The organism is Ruegeria haliotis (assembly GCF_013377785.1).
Taxonomy (GTDB): Bacteria; Pseudomonadota; Alphaproteobacteria; order Rhodobacterales; family Rhodobacteraceae; genus Ruegeria; species Ruegeria haliotis.
The window spans coordinates 84,279-98,906 of sequence record NZ_JABXWT010000009.1; the positions used below are offsets into that span (position 1 = coordinate 84,279).

Consider the following 14,628-nt stretch of genomic DNA (forward strand, 5'->3'; position numbering starts at 1 on the left):
CTTTCGTCCGGGTCCTAGTAATCCCGTTCAAAGAAGATACCGACCCCGGTTTCCCCCCGACCGTCCACGGTGCCGCGTACGGTGAAATTGTCAGTGACGTCCAGGTTCAGGTTTACCTCGGTATCGCCTTCGGTGTTCACGGTGAAATCGGTGTAGAGATTGTCGCTCAGATAAGCGCCGGCTCCCAGACGGCCTGCACCACCTTCGGTGGCACCGAGGTCAATCGTATCGACGCCGGTGGAGTCCCGCAGACCTTTGGTGGCGTCACCGCCAGCCCCGCTGAGCTGCGCGAGGGATGCCGCCATCTGCGCAATCAGGAACGGAGAAATTTCAGAGAAACGATTTCCGAACAACAGCATGGCCAGCGCCTCTTCGGCGGGGCGTTCGGGATCCGAAAATACATCGACCTCGGGCGAATCCAGCGGCCCGGCGATTTCAATCGTGGCAGTACCGTCGGACGTGCTGGCCGAGGACTCGAACTCAATATAAGGCGTCAGATCGCCTTGCAGCGTTACGAGACCCTTAGTCAGTGCCAGCCTTCGGCCCAGAATATCAAAGGTCCCGCGGATCAATTCAATCTGACCTGACGGTACGACCGACTTTGTGGTTCCGCTAATCTGAATGCGACCACCCAATTCAGCATTCACGCCTCGGCCGCGAACAAACACCTCTTTAGGTGCCAACAAGCTGATATCCAGCGCAATCCGGGAATCGGTCTGGGTGCTTTCTTCGGTCACGACCAGTTGAGCCCGTTCGCGCGTAAGGTATCCCGCAGCACTTTCGTTCAGATGTTCAATTTCGGGGATCGGAGCCGCCCCAACCGCACCGGAAGCAGCGGCGAGGTTGATATTGGTCTCGTCAAACGCGATCTGCCCGGACAGCGAACTGTTCCCCGCCAGTGCCCCGGTCATGGCGATCTGTCCGTTCAGCGTAGTTTCATACAGCAGTTTGTCCGTCAGTACGAGGCTATTGAGCGCCGTCGTGATCTGAGCATTGAAAGGTGGTGTCAGATCCACTGGTCCATTGACGGTGAAACCGCCCCCGGCGCGCATTCCGCCGCTCAGCGCAATCGTGGCGCGGCTTTGGGCCAGATCGACCGATCCGCTGATACCCGTGATCGTCTGGCCCGCCGTTGGGATTGCCAGCGAAGTGCCCGAGGTCGTGATTGAACCGCTGAGAGACTCAAGAGCCGATTTGCCTTTCAGCGCCAGATTGAACCGGGCCTGCCCGGCGATCTTGTTCGGTGTGATAAAGATATTGGCGATACCGATATTGATCCCGCCCTGCGCCTTCAGGTCCGCCTCGCCGGTGGATTCGTCGAAGGTGCCGACCACATCGCTGTTTATTTCTGCCGGGCCTTCGGCTTTGGCATCAATGGTCCAGACGCCGTTATTCCGTTTGGCACTTCCGCCTGCGGTAATGGTTCCCGGGAACTCTGGCGCGAACCGCTCAATCCGGTTGAGTTTGGCATCGAAATCCAGATCGGCAGACCCATCCGTGTCCACGGTTCCTTCAAGGCTGGCGTAAGAGCTGTCGGGGCCCTGCAGCTTGGCAGTGCCTTCCAGCCCAGACCCGGTGGGCGCGACATTGCCGTCCAGTTGCAGTGGCCCTGAAAGAGTGCTTGATAAACGTCCCAGATCATCCAATGCAGCCGAGAAACTCAGCCCGCCGGATTCCCGATCCAACTGGCCCGAAGCATTGGCCGACAATGCCGTGCCCTTCAGGCGGAAGGTGCGAATATTCAGGCCCTGATCGTCGTTCACGGCGTCCACGGTCAATGTCGTGCGCCCCTGAATCAAGCCATCAACCAGATCAACACCGGTTTGAATGTCGTTGGCGTTCACGTTTCCCTGGACGTCGAACGCCTTGCTGCCTTTTGCGCCCTTGCCCTGCAAATTGGCTTGAACCGACCCGGCCAGATCGCGCCCGGCCAGTCCCGAAAACAGTGACAGATCCGGTGCGTTCACCTGGGCCTTGCCATCAACGGCTAGGCTACCCGTCGGATCGTCAACCGTGGCGGTGAGCTGCGCGGTCAGGGCCTTTCCGTTCACTTTCGCCTCGCGGACGACAATTTGATCCTGGCTGAGGGCTCCGTCAAATTCAACAGAGGACTGGCCAACCAGTAGCGGGTCGATTTCGGTCATGCCGGTTTTGATGTTGCGGCCCGTTAGGCTGGCGGTTCCGTCAAATTCCAGCGTTTGAATGGTCCCTTTGCCATCCAGTTTGGCCTGCACTGCGCCACCCAGATCACGATTTGCAAGGCCGGAAAAGATCGAAAGATCCCGAGCGTCCACGGTGGCTTGACCATCGATCGAGACGTTGCCATCGGGGGTTGTCACAGTACCGTTGGCCTGAGCGCGCAAAGTATCCCCGATCACTGAGAAGTCCCGGATCGTTACACCGTCAGCGCCACGTTTGGCATCAACTGTAATCGTTGTTTCGCCGGCGATTATCGGATCGATATCGTCGCGCCCTGTGGACAGATCACTGCTTTTGACAACAAGCTTGCCGTCAAAGCTGCCCTCAAGCGGCGAGCCATTTCCCTTGACTTGCGCGGATGCTTGTCCACCCAATTCGAGCTTAGCCAAATCCGAGAAACGCGACAGGTCTGACGCTTCGAGCGAGGCCGAGCCATCCACGCTCAGACCGCTGGTCAATCCGCTGATCAGCGCGTCGACACCCAGCGTGTAATCTGATCCAACCAGCTCAAAACCGGACAAGTTCAATGACTGGTCGCTGCCATAATCAAACAATCCATCCAGCGTGATACGATCCCCAAGCGCCGTGTTCAGCGCGGGATCGGCCATGTCGATGCCGTCCACGGCGGCCTGTAAATCGCCATCAACTTTCAGAATGTCACCCTGATCCAGTGTGCCCTGCGCAGTAATCTGGGCGCGTTGCAGACTAATCCGCTCTGATTTGAACGCATTTGCCGTCAGGCTCAGGTCCCAGAGGTTTCCGTTCTTCTGGTCGAACAGCGCCGAAATCTGTGCTGCTTCGATCGACGTATCCCCACCGGAAATCGGTAGAACAACGGTATTCCCATCCGGCGGAGTAATACGGCCCTGCAACGCCGCCAGCTGCAAAGTGCCGCCCGCCGCCAGCTGCAACTTGCCTTCCAGTTTCAGCGCCTGAGAGGTGAATTCCAGGTCACTGATGTCCAGTGCACCGTCTGGCTCGGTGCGTCCATCTACGAAAAGGCGTGTCTGCGTGCCAAAAAACGTGTCCATATTTTCGGCGACAAAAGGCGTCAGATCACCGCCCAGATCAGCCGTGAACGCAATGCCTTCGCTGGCGCTTGCAGCGGCTGTCGGGGCCGCGCGCAATCGAACCTGACCGGATACGCGTAGCTGATTGTCACTGCTCAGCCCGATATCGGCGGTGAAATCCGTGACCGGCCCGGACCCTTCGGCCGTCAACCCAATGGGCGGGCTGTCGGGGATCTTGAGTGCCGTCGAAATCAGACCGCCCGAGGCTTCGATTACTTGCAGATCAAGATCAATCTGACTGGTGGAGTTTTGAAAACCAGCAGCGAGCTTGATTTCATCGCCCGCTCGGTCCAGCCGCGTGATGTCCAACTTGGTGTCCAGCGTCCCATCGGCCAAGGACAGATTGCCATTGACCGCCAGCTCTGCCGCAACACCAATCAGAGGTTCCCCAAGCGCCAGCTCATCTATCCGAATTTCTCCGATTTCGATAGCGACTGGCAGTTCGGGCAACTGAAAGGGTTGTGTTTCAGCCGAGGGCGGCGGGGTGTCTTTAGTGGTGGTCCCCGGCGTACGGGCAACATCGATCTCTTGCGCTGTCAGGGTATTGACGGAAAACCGGCCCCGGATCAGTGCCAGACGGTTCCAATCCAGCTCGGCATCTTTGATGGTCAGCCATACACCTTCATCGTCGGCGACAGTGATTTCTTCGATGGTCGCCCGCGAACTCAGCGCGCCCTGCAGGCCTTTGACGGTGACATTCTGGTCGTCACCCGAGAGCGTATCCTGCAAGAACCGCTCGATCATGCTGCCGCCTTCGTCCTCTTGCGCCTGCACCACAAGTGGGGCGCATGCCAGGATGCCGATGAGCAAAGGATATGAAAGACGCCGTATCAAAATGCCTGTCCGATCCCGATGTAGAACTGCAGACCATCGCCTGTGTCACCCTGAACCGGAAAGGCCAGATCAAATCTCAGCGGTCCAAATCCGCCCAGATCGTATCTGACCCCCAACCCCGCCCCAGCATGATCTTCAGCACCGCTGCCGACAAAGGATGACGTGTCGACCATACCGTAGTCGTAAAAGCCAACCAGCGACAGGCTGTCAGTGACCTTGCCGCGCACTTCGCCGGAAAAGCCCAGAAACGACTTGCCGCCAGCAACGCCTGTTCCGACCGGAATGCCCAGGCTTTCGAAAGGTTGCCCGCGCACCGTTCCGGCGCCACCTGAGAAGAACAGAAAGTCCGGCGTGACATTGTCTGCGCTTGGGCCAATGACCGACCCCAGCTGAACCCGGCCCGCCAGCACCAGACGTCCGCCAGTTCCGAGGCTGGTATAGCCACGGCCATCGAAAAACAGGCGAATGCCGCTGTCTGTGCCAGAAAACCCGGCAAACGGCATAATCTGCGAATCCAGATAGAAGCCACGCGTTGCGCTGACTTTGCTGTCCCGCTTGTCCCACTCTGATCGGAAGGGCAGGATGAAGTAGCGGAATTTGCGACCGTCTCCATAGGCGTCATCCGCATCCGACCACTGAAAACCAGCCGAAGCCTCGGCATAAAGCTGATCGGAAAAGGTGCGACGTGCACCATAGGCCAGTGAGGCCACCGAAACGTTGTAGTTTTCGGTATTGCGCCGTTCCAGAAGGGCGCTCCAGAAGGTGTTGTCATCTGGGCCCAGCCGGTCAGGTTGGTCCAGCCGCAGACCGATCCGTCCATCAATATCTTCGGCCCCGCCGATGTTTCGAATGGCAGCCTCGAACCGCAGGCGTTCGGCCCTTTTGAACATGTTGCGATGCGTCCAGGTCGCGGTCACATCAATGCCATCACGCGACGCCAATTCGACCCCGAATGTCAGACGGCGCTTGGGCAGATCTTCGAAAGTCGCATCAAAGTCCAAAGTACCATCGGGATTGGGTGTGTCCCGTTCCTGGATCGAGACCACGTTGAATGTGCCAGTGCGGCGCAGTCGGGTGCCGACCTTCTGAATCTGTGCGGGTGAGTAGACCTCACCACTTGGAAAACCCGCGATCTTTTCAATGGAGTGATGGCGCACATCCGTATCACCGCTGATGAACATCTTGCCGAACGTCAGCCGCCGGCCCGGATCGAGGTCAATATCGGCATCCAACCGCGCCTGCGCGTGGCGCGCGATGACCCTTTGTCCCGCGACGTCGGCTTTTGCGTGGCCTGCATCTTTCCAGGCACTCACGCCAGCAGACGCAGCCTGTTGAATGGCGCCTGTGGTCGCCAGTTTACCGGTTGCGAACTCCTCTGGCAGCTCGGTCTTGGGGGCGAGCGGTTGCACAACAGCGGTGCCGAAGGTGAAGGTTGGCCCGGTTTCAACGGTGATGACCGCGCGGTTGATTTGCGCCGGTACACTGAGCGAGCTGAGCTCTGCCGCTTCCTGACCGTCCAGCTTGATGCTGACGACCGGGCTGAAATACCCTTCGTCATACAGAATTTGTACGATTGTTCGGTAATCCGACAGAGCGGCGGACAGGATTTCTAACGGAGTGTCCAACCCGCGGGACTCAGCCGTCGTAACTGAGGATGTTTCCTCAATGCGCTCAATCAGTTGCTTTGGCGCGCCCGGTGCGGTGAGGGTTGTTTCCAATGCCGCCAGAGTTGTCGGCATCAAAGCCGTGAGCGCATAAAATAGCCAGCGCCCCAGATTGCCTCGCGGCTTGCTCCACTGCATCAGATGGCTCCAACTGCCCCTAGTCGAAATCACTTGTGCCGCGTTTTGACCTTGTCGCGGCTGATTAACTTCATGTTAGAGCATTTGACACCGTTTGGGGAAAGGGAATTAATGTGAGTACTGCTAATTTGGCCTGAATTGTGGTCGCATTACAGACCGGCGTTGCGAACCCATCGGATGATGGCATCGCGATCTTCGGGTTCCATATAGGTTACGTTGGCCGGGGGCATTGCATGGCTGACGCCTGCCTGCAGATAAATCTGTTTTGCATTGCGGGCGATGTCGGCTTCGGTTTCCAGAAGGACACCTTTGGGAGCCCACAGTATACCCTCCCAAACCGGTTCACGCGCGTGGCACATCGAGCATCGGCCCAGCACGACGTCATGTGCCTCTTCAAACCCTTCTGCTGAGGCAAATCGTTCTTCGTAAGATGTCAGCGGCTGGGCTTCGGCCTCTTCCAGCGGCTTGTACATAGGCGCGGTGGACAGCCATATGATGGCGAGAAACAGCAGCGCAGTGACCAGCCAGGTCCAGGTCGGGTTGCCAGTGCGGGCGTGGCGGGTGTTGAAATAATGCCGGATGGTGACCCCCATCAGGAACACCAGCGACGCGATTATCCAATTGTATTCGGTCGCAAATGCCAGCGGATAGTGGTTCGACAACATCAGGAACACGACCGGAAGTGTCAGGTAGTTGTTATGGGTGGACCGCAGCTTGGCGATCTTGCCGTATTTCGGGTCCGGTGTGCGCCCGTTCTGCAAATCATCCACCACGATGCGCTGGTTTGGCATGATGATGAAAAACACGTTTGCTGTCATGATCGTGGCGGTGAACGCCCCCAGATGCAACATCATCGCGCGGCCGGTGAAGATCTGGTTGTAGCCCCAGCCCATCGCCACAAGCAGGACAAACAGGAGCACCATCAACAATGTTGGACGCTCGCCCAGACCGGATTTGCACAGGAAGTCATAAACCAGCCAGCCGACGGTTAGCGACGCCGCCGAAATCAGGATGCCCTGCCACAGCGCTAGATCGGCTTTCTGCGCGTCGATCAGATACAGCTCCCCACCGACCCAATAGACGATCATCAGCAATGCTGCACCGCTGAGCCAGGTCGCATAGCTTTCCCATTTGAACCAGGTCAGGTGGTCCGGCATCTGTTCCGGTGCTACGAGGTATTTTTGGATGTGATAGAACCCACCACCATGCACCTGCCATTCCTCGCCATCCGCCGGACCGGGGATGTTGCGATTCAGACCAAGGTCTAGTGCGATGAAATAAAAGGATGATCCGATCCAGGCGATTGCGGTGATCACGTGCAGCCAGCGCACAGCAAAGGCCATCCAGTCCCAGAACACGGCGAAGTCGTACATGCAGAGGTCTCCGATTGCTTGCTGCCACACTAGGCAAGCGGGCTTTTCTTCGGTATTCCCGTATATTGTCAAACTGTATCAAAAAAAACGATAAGATGTCCTATCTCGATAACATTCGCACCTTCGTCAGGGTTTATGATCTGGGCAGCATGTCTGCGGCCGGGCGTGACCTGCGCATTTCACCTGCTGTCACCTCGGCGCGGATATCGCAGCTTGAGGATCATCTGGGTGTCCGTCTGTTCCAGCGAACGACTCGGAACCTCAGCCCGACAGAACAGGGCAGGGCGTTTTATCCCGGGGCTGTTACAGTTCTGGACGCAGTGGATGAAGCAGAGGCGCAGGTGACGCATCTGACCGAGGCGCCCCGAGGATCGTTATTTGTGGCTGCCCCACTAGGCGTAGGGCGCCGGCTTCTTGCACCGCATGTTCCTGATTTTCTGGCGGAATACCCCGAGATCGATGTGCGACTGCGGCTAACGGACCGGTCAGTGGATTTGACCACCGAAGGGCTGGACCTGGCCTTTTTCATTGGTCAGCCCGAAGACAGCACCTTGCGCATCCGAAAAATCGCGGATTGCCAGCGCGTGCTATGCGCGGCGCCAAACTATGTGAAGCGGCAGGGTATGCCGCAAACGGGCAGTGACCTGATTTCGGAAAAACACGAATGCCTCAAACTGCGCTTCCCCGGAGCTACCGAGTTTCAGTGGCTACTTGAAACATCAGAAGGTCCAAAGCGATTTGCTGTCACCGGGCGCTTTGAATGTGATGACGGGGATGTGCTGACGGATTGGGCGCTGTCGGGGCAGGGTATTGTGATGAAACCCGTTTTCGAAGTGGCCGAGCATCTGAAAGCGGGTCGGCTTGTCACTGTGGCCGCGGATACACCGCCGACGTCGGTGCAAATGGCGTGCCTTTACACGCATCGCCGCCATCAGGACCCCAAAGCGCGCCTGTTCATGGATTTCATGATCGAGCGGGTCGGCAAGGTTGTGCGTCAATCCGAGGCGTAAAACCTCAGCTGCCGCGATAGGTCGAATAGCCGTACGGGGACAGTAGCAGCGGCACGTGATAATGCGCGTTTGCATCGGACAGGCCGAAACGAATAGGAACTTGATCCAGAAACAGCGGATCGTCACCCGCCTGCGCTGTTTCCCGCAAATAGTCCCCGGCGAAGAAAACCAGCTCGTAAGTTCCGGTCTTGAAATCTTCTTGGGGCAAGATCGGGCTGTCGGTGCGGCCGTCTGAATTGGTCTCCATCTCGACTAGTTTGCGATGGGAATTGCCGGATACTTCGTAAAGCGCGATTTTCAGCCCCTGAGCCGGGCAGCCTCGGGCCGTGTCCAGAACATGGGTCGTCAGATAGCCTGCCACGGTCATCTCCTTTGATTTGCCTTTTGGTTTGCCACAGTGTGGAACAAACTTCAAAACAGTTGAAATGCGGAAAGAAGTGGAAACACTGTTCGGATTGATTTGATAATCGAGATCGGTTTTCTGCGTTAAGGCAGTATGTAACAGAAGAACCATAGGACGGAAGACACCATGCAGCCCCCTCGTTATCCCCGCGACATGATCGGATACGGCGCCAACCCACCGGATGCGAAATGGCCAAACGATGCAAAGGTCGCGGTGCAGATCGTATTGAACTATGAAGAGGGCGGCGAGAACTGCGTCTTACATGGCGACGCCGCATCCGAGGCATTCCTGTCCGAGATCGTGGGCGCCGCACAATGGCCGGGCCAACGCCACTGGAACATGGAATCGATCTATGAATACGGCGCACGCGCCGGGTTTTGGCGCTTGCATCGTTTGATGCGTGATCTGCCGATCACGGTCTATGGTGTGGCGACATCTCTGGCTCGGTCCCCAGATCAGGTGGCTGCGATGAAGTCCGCTGGATGGGAGATCGCCAGCCATGGGCTGAAATGGGTTGAACACAAGGACATGCCCGAGGACGAAGAGCGTGCGCAGATTGCCGAAGCGATCCGGTTGCATACCGAGGTGGTCGGGGAACGGCCCCGAGGGTGGTACACCGGGCGCTGTTCTGAGAATACAGTTCGGTTGGTGGCCGAAGAAGGCGGGTTTGACTATGTCTCTGATACCTATGACGACGATTTGCCTTACTGGATGCAGGCCGACGGGCGGGATCAACTGATCATTCCTTACACGTTGGATTGCAACGATATGCGTTTTGCAACGCCGCAAGGCTTCAATTCGGGGGATCAGTTCTTTGCCTATCTCAAAGATAGTTTTGATGCGTTGTATGAGGAAGGCGAGGCTGGGGCACCCAAGATGCTTTCGATCGGGTTGCACTGTCGTCTGATCGGTCGCCCGGGCCGGGTGATGGCCCTGCGGCGCTTTCTGGATTATGCACGCGGGTTCTCGGATGTGTGGTTCGCGACCCGGTTGCAGATTGCCGAACATTGGGCGCAGATTCATCCACCGCAGGCACACCCAAAACCATCGCAGATGGGACGAGAGGAATTTGTTTCGGTCTATGGCGGCATCTTCGAGCACTCCGCCTGGATTGCTGAGCGGGCGTTTGATCTGGAGCTTGGGCCAGCGCATGACACTGCCGGCGGGTTGCACAATGCCCTGACGCGCATGTTCCGTTCAGCATCGGATGCCGAACGACTGGGAGTCCTGACGGCGCATCCGGATCTTGCGGGGAAGCTGGCGAAGGCCAAGCGGTTGACCAGTGAGAGCACGTCCGAGCAAGCCTCGGCCGGGCTGGATGCCCTGACAGATGACGAGCGCGAAACATTTACCGAGTTGAACCAACGGTACATCGAAAATTTCGGATTTCCGTTCATCATTGCGGTGCGAGACCATGACAAGGCCTCGATCCTGCAGGCGTTCCAACGCCGGATCGAGCAAGATCGCGACACCGAATTTGCCGAGGCCTGTCGTCAGGTCGAGCGCATTGCCGAGTTCCGGTTGCGGGATATCCTGCCGTCATGAACCGCCAGATTGTAATTGAGCCGATATCGTCACATACCTTTGCGCCCTTCGGTGATCTGATCGAGGTGTCGGATACTCCGGACAAGATCATCAATCAGGGACAGTGCGGGCGGTATCACGACCTTGCAGCTCTGGATTTCGCGGATGGGCGGGCGGGTATCAGCTTGTTTGATGCCAACCCGCGAGACTTGCCGTGTCGCCTCGAGATGGTCGAGCGTCACCCAGAGGGCAGTCAGGCCTTCATCCCGATGACGCACCAGCCTTTTCTGGTCATAGTTGCGCCGGATCAGGGGGGCGTTCCGGGGCAACCGCAGGCGTTCGTCACTGAACCGGGACAGGTGGTGAATTATCACCGCAACACATGGCACGGCGTTCTGACACCGTTGCACGGGCCGGGATTGTTTGCCGTAATTGATCGCATCGGTGACGGCACAAACCTCGAAGAATACTGGTTCGAAGAACCATATGAGGTCATCAAGGCCTGAATCAGGACGCTCCCGCCCGGTCAGTGAGCATCAGAGATGCACCTTGACCCGTTGGGCCAGGCAGCGTGCGGGCAAGCCCGCCCGCTGTGTCAGCGACGGATCAGTCGGTTGCCATCAACCGCGCAACGTCGAGCATACGGGCGGAAAAGCCCCATTCGTTGTCATACCAACCAAACACCCGAACCTGATTTTCACCGACCATCCGGGTCTCTGGCCATGCAATAACCAAAGATTCAGGGCGTGCGCGCAGATCGGATGACACAAGCGGTAGATCGGTCCGCCCCAGTACCGATGAGGCATCGATTGCGCGGCGAAACTTGTCGTCAAAGGCGTCGGTGCTCATGCTCTGCTCAAGCGTGACAACAAGGTCTATGGCGGACACACTGGCTGTTGGTACACGCACGGCTGCGCCGGATATACGCCCGGCCAGATGCGGCAGAACCACGTCAATCAGATGGGTTGCGCTGGATGTGGTGGGCACCATCGACAGCGCACCGGCACGGGACCGGGCCAGATCGCCGCGTGGGGCGTCAACCATCGGTTGGCTGTTGGTGTAGCAATGAATGGTGGTCATGTGCCCCAGGGCGACACCGCCGATATCATCCAGCACCTTGATCAGCGGCGCCAGACCGTTGGTGGTGCAGGACGCGTTCGAGACGATGCGAGCGCTGCCCAACTGGTCATCGTTGGCGCCCAGAACGACCGTAACCTCGGCTGCCGGAGATGGTCCCGAAATCAGCACTTTACCGGCGCCGGCTGACAACCCACGACGGGCCACATCCGTGCTTCGTGCAATCCCGGTACAATCCAGTAACACGTCCACGCCTGACAGATCGACCCGTGTCAGGTCGGCGCTATGGGTCATGGGGACCGTGCGTCCGTCCACGGTCAGCCCCGCGTCGCCTTGGGCAACGGTTCCGGGATAGGGGCCAAAGGTGCTGTCGTATTTGAACAGGTAGGCACAGGTCTCCAGCGGTGCGATATCGTTGATCAGCACCAGCTCGATATTCGACTCCTGTGGCAAAGCCAGAACTTGCCGCAGGATCGTGCGGCCGATGCGGCCGAATCCATTAATCGCGAGTTTCATGCGCAAGCTATGGCAGGCCGCCTGAGCGACCTCAATGCCCGATCTGACGCTGCATCAATTGCAACTGACCTGCGAGAAGAACTGACCCGAGATGTTCTGATACATGCTGGGCACAATTACCTTGCAGCCCGTGGCCTGCTGGATTGCAGCGATGGCCTGAATGGTGCGCAGGCGGGGCGGCGGGCCGAACGGGTTCAGGTTGTTGTTGTCGCGGGTTGCGCGATAGACGGCAGGTGTTTCTGCGATCTGAGTCACCGCCCATGTGCGGCTCATGACAAAGACGGATTTGGTTTCTTCTTTGGCCGCGACAGGCGTTGCGTCAAATGCCGAAAGGCCAAGCAAAATCGCCAGGGCCACCGTTGTTCCGCGCAGTAACATCAAACAATCTCCAGTGTAAAAAAACACTGTTATTTCACCAGATTCACGTGCTTATGTGAACCCCCAGTGGGCAAAAACCTGTGTAGAGTGGCTTTCAATTCTCAGCGATGAGAAAGCGACAATGGCATGTGCCGGTTCACATCTTTGTACAGCAGATACCGGAACCGACCGGGCCCGCCAGCGTAACAAGCCTGCGGGCAGAAGGCACGCAGCCACATGTAATCGCCTGCTTCAACCTCGACCCAATCTTGATTGAGCCGATAAACCGCTTTGCCTTCTAGCACATAAAGCCCGTGTTCCATGACATGTGTTTCGGCAAAGGGAATCACACCGCCGGGTTCAAAGGTAACGATGTTTACGTGCATGTCGTGGCGCAGATCCTGAGGATCGGCAAAGCGCGTGGTAGCCCACCGTCCTTCGGTGCCGGGCATCGGGGTCGGCGCAACGTTGCGTTCATTTGTTATGATCGGATCAGGTGCGGGCAAATCCTGTACCGCCTCATAGGCTTTGCGTACCCAGTGAAACCGGACGACATCGTCGGTGCGGTTGTGCAGTGTCCAGTCAGAGCCGGGTGGGATATAGGCGTATCCTCCGGTTTCAAGAACATGAACCGAGCCATCGAGGGTCAAAGTAACCGCGCCTTCGACCACGAACAGAACGGCCTGCGCGCGGGCATCGGTTTCAGGTCGATCGCTGCCGCCGCCGGGCTGAACCTCCATGATGTACTGCGAGAAGGTCTCGGCAAAACCGCTGAGGGGCCGTGACAAAACCCAAAGCCGCGTGCCTTCCCAAAACGGCAGATAGCTGGTGACAATGTCGCGCATCGTACCTTTGGGAATTACCGCATATGCGTCAGTGAACATGGCACGGTCGGTCAATAGCTGGTCCTGACCGGGGTGCCCGCCGCTGGGGGCGTAGTATGTCGGATGTGTCATCGCGTGCCTCAAGATCAGTTTGCGGGCACTATGCTGGGAAAGGCAGAACGCTCCTAGGTCTGGCCTTACGATAGGTTTGTTCGGAAAAATTTGAAGGTGCGCTTGCAGGGCTTGGCCACACCCGCACGGCGGTATATCCTTGAGGTCAAATTGAATTCATTTAAGCGAGACGCACATGAAAGCCCGGATTTCTTTCGCATTGGCGGTACTGAGTATTGCAGGATTCGTTGAGGTCGCTGCGGCCAAGCCGTTGTCCCGAATCATCGCGGAAATGGGGTTGAGCCCTGCTGATTTCGAGGTTGTGAACGCGGTATCGACCACATTGTTATCCAACGGCACACCGAGTGTCGGTCAGGAGCAGTCGTGGATGAACGCCGAGACGGGATCCCAAGGCACAGTCCGGGTGAACGGGGTGCAAGACAACTGCGTGCAACTGCAGCATTTCATTCAGCCCGAGGGGGCGGACGACACGCGCGAAATCAGGACGCAACGATGCAAAGATGCCAGTGGTAATTGGATCATGACGCCCTGATCCATGGATCAGTAACCCCGAGTCCGATCCACCTCGTGCAACAAAGACGTGCCCGAGTTGAGCTTTTGAAAGTTCTGGGCCACGTCAGACAATGCATCACCCAGATGCCAGCCTGAGACATGCGGGGTAATCGTAACACCGGGATGCCGCCAAAGCGGGCTGTCCTGCGGCAAGGGTTCCTGACAGGTTACATCCAGTACCGCGTGACCGGGTGTGTTACGATCCAGTGCCGCGATCAGGGCGTCCTCGTCAATCAGATCTCCGCGTCCGGCGTTCAACAATTGACTGCCGGGTTTCATGGCGGCCAGCATACCCGCGTCGAACAATCCCACAGTCTGCGGTGTGGACGGCAGGATGGCGCACACATGATCACATTGGTTCAGCATATCGGGTAAGGCAGCTTCGCCATGCAGGCAAGTCACGCCTTCGATCTGCTTGGGCGACCGACTCCAACCGATGACCTGGAACCCGACTGCGTTTAACATGCGCGCAGTACGGTCGCCGATATGGCCTAACCCCAGAACTCCGACCACGGTGTCGGGCGTAAAGGTCGGTGCTTTGGGGCGCCATTCCGCCACGCTCTGGGCGTTTTCGTGAAATGACATGTGCCTTTGGGCGCGCAGGATGTAGGCCAGAAACCACTCGGCAATACCCTGCGCAGGCGCATCCGGTTTCAGACGCGCCACCCGGACATGCCCCGGAAGGTCCGGGTTGCCCACAATCGTCTCTACCCCGGCCCCAAGTTTTTGAACCAGTTTCAGGTTTTGCAACCGGCGAAGATGGTCGCTTGTGAAGTTAACGACTGCAATCATCGTGATCTCATCAACGTTTCCGATTGTGTCCGGTGTCCGAACATCGGCATCAGGCGTCAGCCGAAGGATATCGCTGGCGATATCGGAATCGCGTTTCCAGTCTGACAGCCCGGTATCGATCAACAACGCCATGTGCGGCCCCTGCATTAAAATTAAGTGTGGT

General features: G+C 57.8%; 12 protein-coding genes. 4 read left to right on the forward strand and 8 right to left on the reverse strand.

The window, feature by feature from the left end; genetic code table 11:
* Window positions 1–14: 14 nt before the first annotated feature.
* The 3 genes from HW561_RS15160 to HW561_RS15170 all read right to left on the reverse strand — a co-directional run bounded on the left by HW561_RS15160 (window position 15) and on the right by HW561_RS15170 (window position 7,278).
* Window positions 15–4,103, reverse strand: coding sequence for a translocation/assembly module TamB domain-containing protein (locus tag HW561_RS15160; RefSeq protein WP_235962925.1), 4,089 nt, complete (start codon window positions 4,101–4,103; stop codon window positions 15–17).
* The gene (locus tag HW561_RS15165) at window positions 4,100–5,905 is read right to left on the reverse strand and encodes an autotransporter assembly complex protein TamA (protein ID WP_176866182.1); all 1,806 of its coding nucleotides are present in this window, start codon (window positions 5,903–5,905) and stop codon (window positions 4,100–4,102) included. Before HW561_RS15165 ends, HW561_RS15160 begins: the two co-directional genes overlap by 4 nt.
* Before the next feature lie 149 nt (window positions 5,906–6,054).
* Complete coding sequence (locus HW561_RS15170) at window positions 6,055–7,278, reverse strand: urate hydroxylase PuuD (protein ID WP_176866183.1); 1,224 nt, start codon at window positions 7,276–7,278, stop codon at window positions 6,055–6,057.
* A gap of 95 nt (window positions 7,279–7,373) precedes the next feature.
* On the opposite strand from HW561_RS15170, the gene HW561_RS15175 reads away from it, so the two are divergent.
* Window positions 7,374–8,288 carry a LysR family transcriptional regulator gene (locus tag HW561_RS15175; protein ID WP_176866184.1) on the forward strand — a complete coding sequence of 305 codons (915 nt, stop codon included), beginning with the start codon at window positions 7,374–7,376 and terminating at the stop codon, window positions 8,286–8,288.
* Between the two features lie 4 nt (window positions 8,289–8,292).
* On the opposite strand, the gene uraH is transcribed toward HW561_RS15175, so the two are convergent.
* Entirely contained in the window at window positions 8,293–8,649 is a 357-nt protein-coding gene (gene uraH / locus HW561_RS15180) for a hydroxyisourate hydrolase (protein ID WP_176866185.1), read from the reverse strand.
* A gap of 168 nt (window positions 8,650–8,817) precedes the next feature.
* On the opposite strand from uraH, the gene puuE reads away from it, so the two are divergent.
* Window positions 8,818–10,236, forward strand: coding sequence for an allantoinase PuuE (gene puuE, locus HW561_RS15185; RefSeq protein ID WP_176866186.1), 1,419 nt, complete (start codon window positions 8,818–8,820; stop codon window positions 10,234–10,236).
* Window positions 10,233–10,721 carry an ureidoglycolate lyase gene (locus HW561_RS15190; protein ID WP_176866187.1) on the forward strand — a complete coding sequence of 163 codons (489 nt, stop codon included), beginning with the start codon at window positions 10,233–10,235 and terminating at the stop codon, window positions 10,719–10,721. The genes puuE and HW561_RS15190 overlap by 4 nt, the downstream gene beginning before the upstream one ends.
* A 100-nt stretch (window positions 10,722–10,821) precedes the next feature.
* Here HW561_RS15190 and HW561_RS15195 read toward each other — a convergent pair whose 3' ends face one another.
* From HW561_RS15195 to HW561_RS15205, 3 genes are all read right to left on the reverse strand, one after another.
* Window positions 10,822–11,808, reverse strand: a complete 987-nt coding sequence (locus tag HW561_RS15195) for a type I glyceraldehyde-3-phosphate dehydrogenase (RefSeq protein ID WP_176866188.1) — start codon at window positions 11,806–11,808, stop codon at window positions 10,822–10,824.
* Window positions 11,809–11,862: 54 nt separating this feature from the next.
* Window positions 11,863–12,186, reverse strand: coding sequence for a hypothetical protein (locus HW561_RS15200; RefSeq protein WP_176866189.1), 324 nt, complete (start codon window positions 12,184–12,186; stop codon window positions 11,863–11,865).
* A 101-nt stretch (window positions 12,187–12,287) separates the two neighbouring features.
* Window positions 12,288–13,121 carry a bifunctional allantoicase/(S)-ureidoglycine aminohydrolase gene (locus HW561_RS15205; protein ID WP_176866190.1) on the reverse strand — a complete coding sequence of 278 codons (834 nt, stop codon included), beginning with the start codon at window positions 13,119–13,121 and terminating at the stop codon, window positions 12,288–12,290.
* A 175-nt stretch (window positions 13,122–13,296) separates the two neighbouring features.
* On the opposite strand from HW561_RS15205, the gene HW561_RS15210 reads away from it, so the two are divergent.
* On the forward strand, window positions 13,297–13,653 hold the full coding sequence (locus HW561_RS15210) for a hypothetical protein (RefSeq protein ID WP_176866191.1): 357 nt from the start codon (window positions 13,297–13,299) through the stop codon (window positions 13,651–13,653).
* 8 nt (window positions 13,654–13,661) lie between these two features.
* On the opposite strand, the gene HW561_RS15215 is transcribed toward HW561_RS15210, so the two are convergent.
* On the reverse strand, window positions 13,662–14,597 hold the full coding sequence (locus HW561_RS15215) for a 2-hydroxyacid dehydrogenase (protein WP_176866192.1): 936 nt from the start codon (window positions 14,595–14,597) through the stop codon (window positions 13,662–13,664).
* Window positions 14,598–14,628 lie beyond the last annotated feature (31 nt).

What these genes read in the sequence shown, in the direction of transcription:
- HW561_RS15165 (WP_176866182.1), bottom strand. Translation starts at nt 5,905, where the DNA reads ATGCAGTGGAGCAAGCCGCGAGGCAATCTGGGGCGCTGGCTATTTTAT.
- HW561_RS15170 (WP_176866183.1), bottom strand. Translation starts at nt 7,278, where the DNA reads ATGTACGACTTCGCCGTGTTCTGGGACTGGATGGCCTTTGCTGTGCGC.
- HW561_RS15175 (WP_176866184.1), top strand. Translation starts at nt 7,374, where the DNA reads ATGTCCTATCTCGATAACATTCGCACCTTCGTCAGGGTTTATGATCTG.
- puuE (WP_176866186.1), top strand. Translation starts at nt 8,818, where the DNA reads ATGCAGCCCCCTCGTTATCCCCGCGACATGATCGGATACGGCGCCAAC.
- HW561_RS15190 (WP_176866187.1), top strand. Translation starts at nt 10,233, where the DNA reads ATGAACCGCCAGATTGTAATTGAGCCGATATCGTCACATACCTTTGCG.
- HW561_RS15195 (WP_176866188.1), bottom strand. Translation starts at nt 11,808, where the DNA reads ATGAAACTCGCGATTAATGGATTCGGCCGCATCGGCCGCACGATCCTG.
- HW561_RS15200 (WP_176866189.1), bottom strand. Translation starts at nt 12,186, where the DNA reads ATGTTACTGCGCGGAACAACGGTGGCCCTGGCGATTTTGCTTGGCCTT.
- HW561_RS15205 (WP_176866190.1), bottom strand. Translation starts at nt 13,121, where the DNA reads ATGACACATCCGACATACTACGCCCCCAGCGGCGGGCACCCCGGTCAG.
- HW561_RS15210 (WP_176866191.1), top strand. Translation starts at nt 13,297, where the DNA reads ATGAAAGCCCGGATTTCTTTCGCATTGGCGGTACTGAGTATTGCAGGA.
- HW561_RS15215 (WP_176866192.1), bottom strand. Translation starts at nt 14,597, where the DNA reads ATGGCGTTGTTGATCGATACCGGGCTGTCAGACTGGAAACGCGATTCC.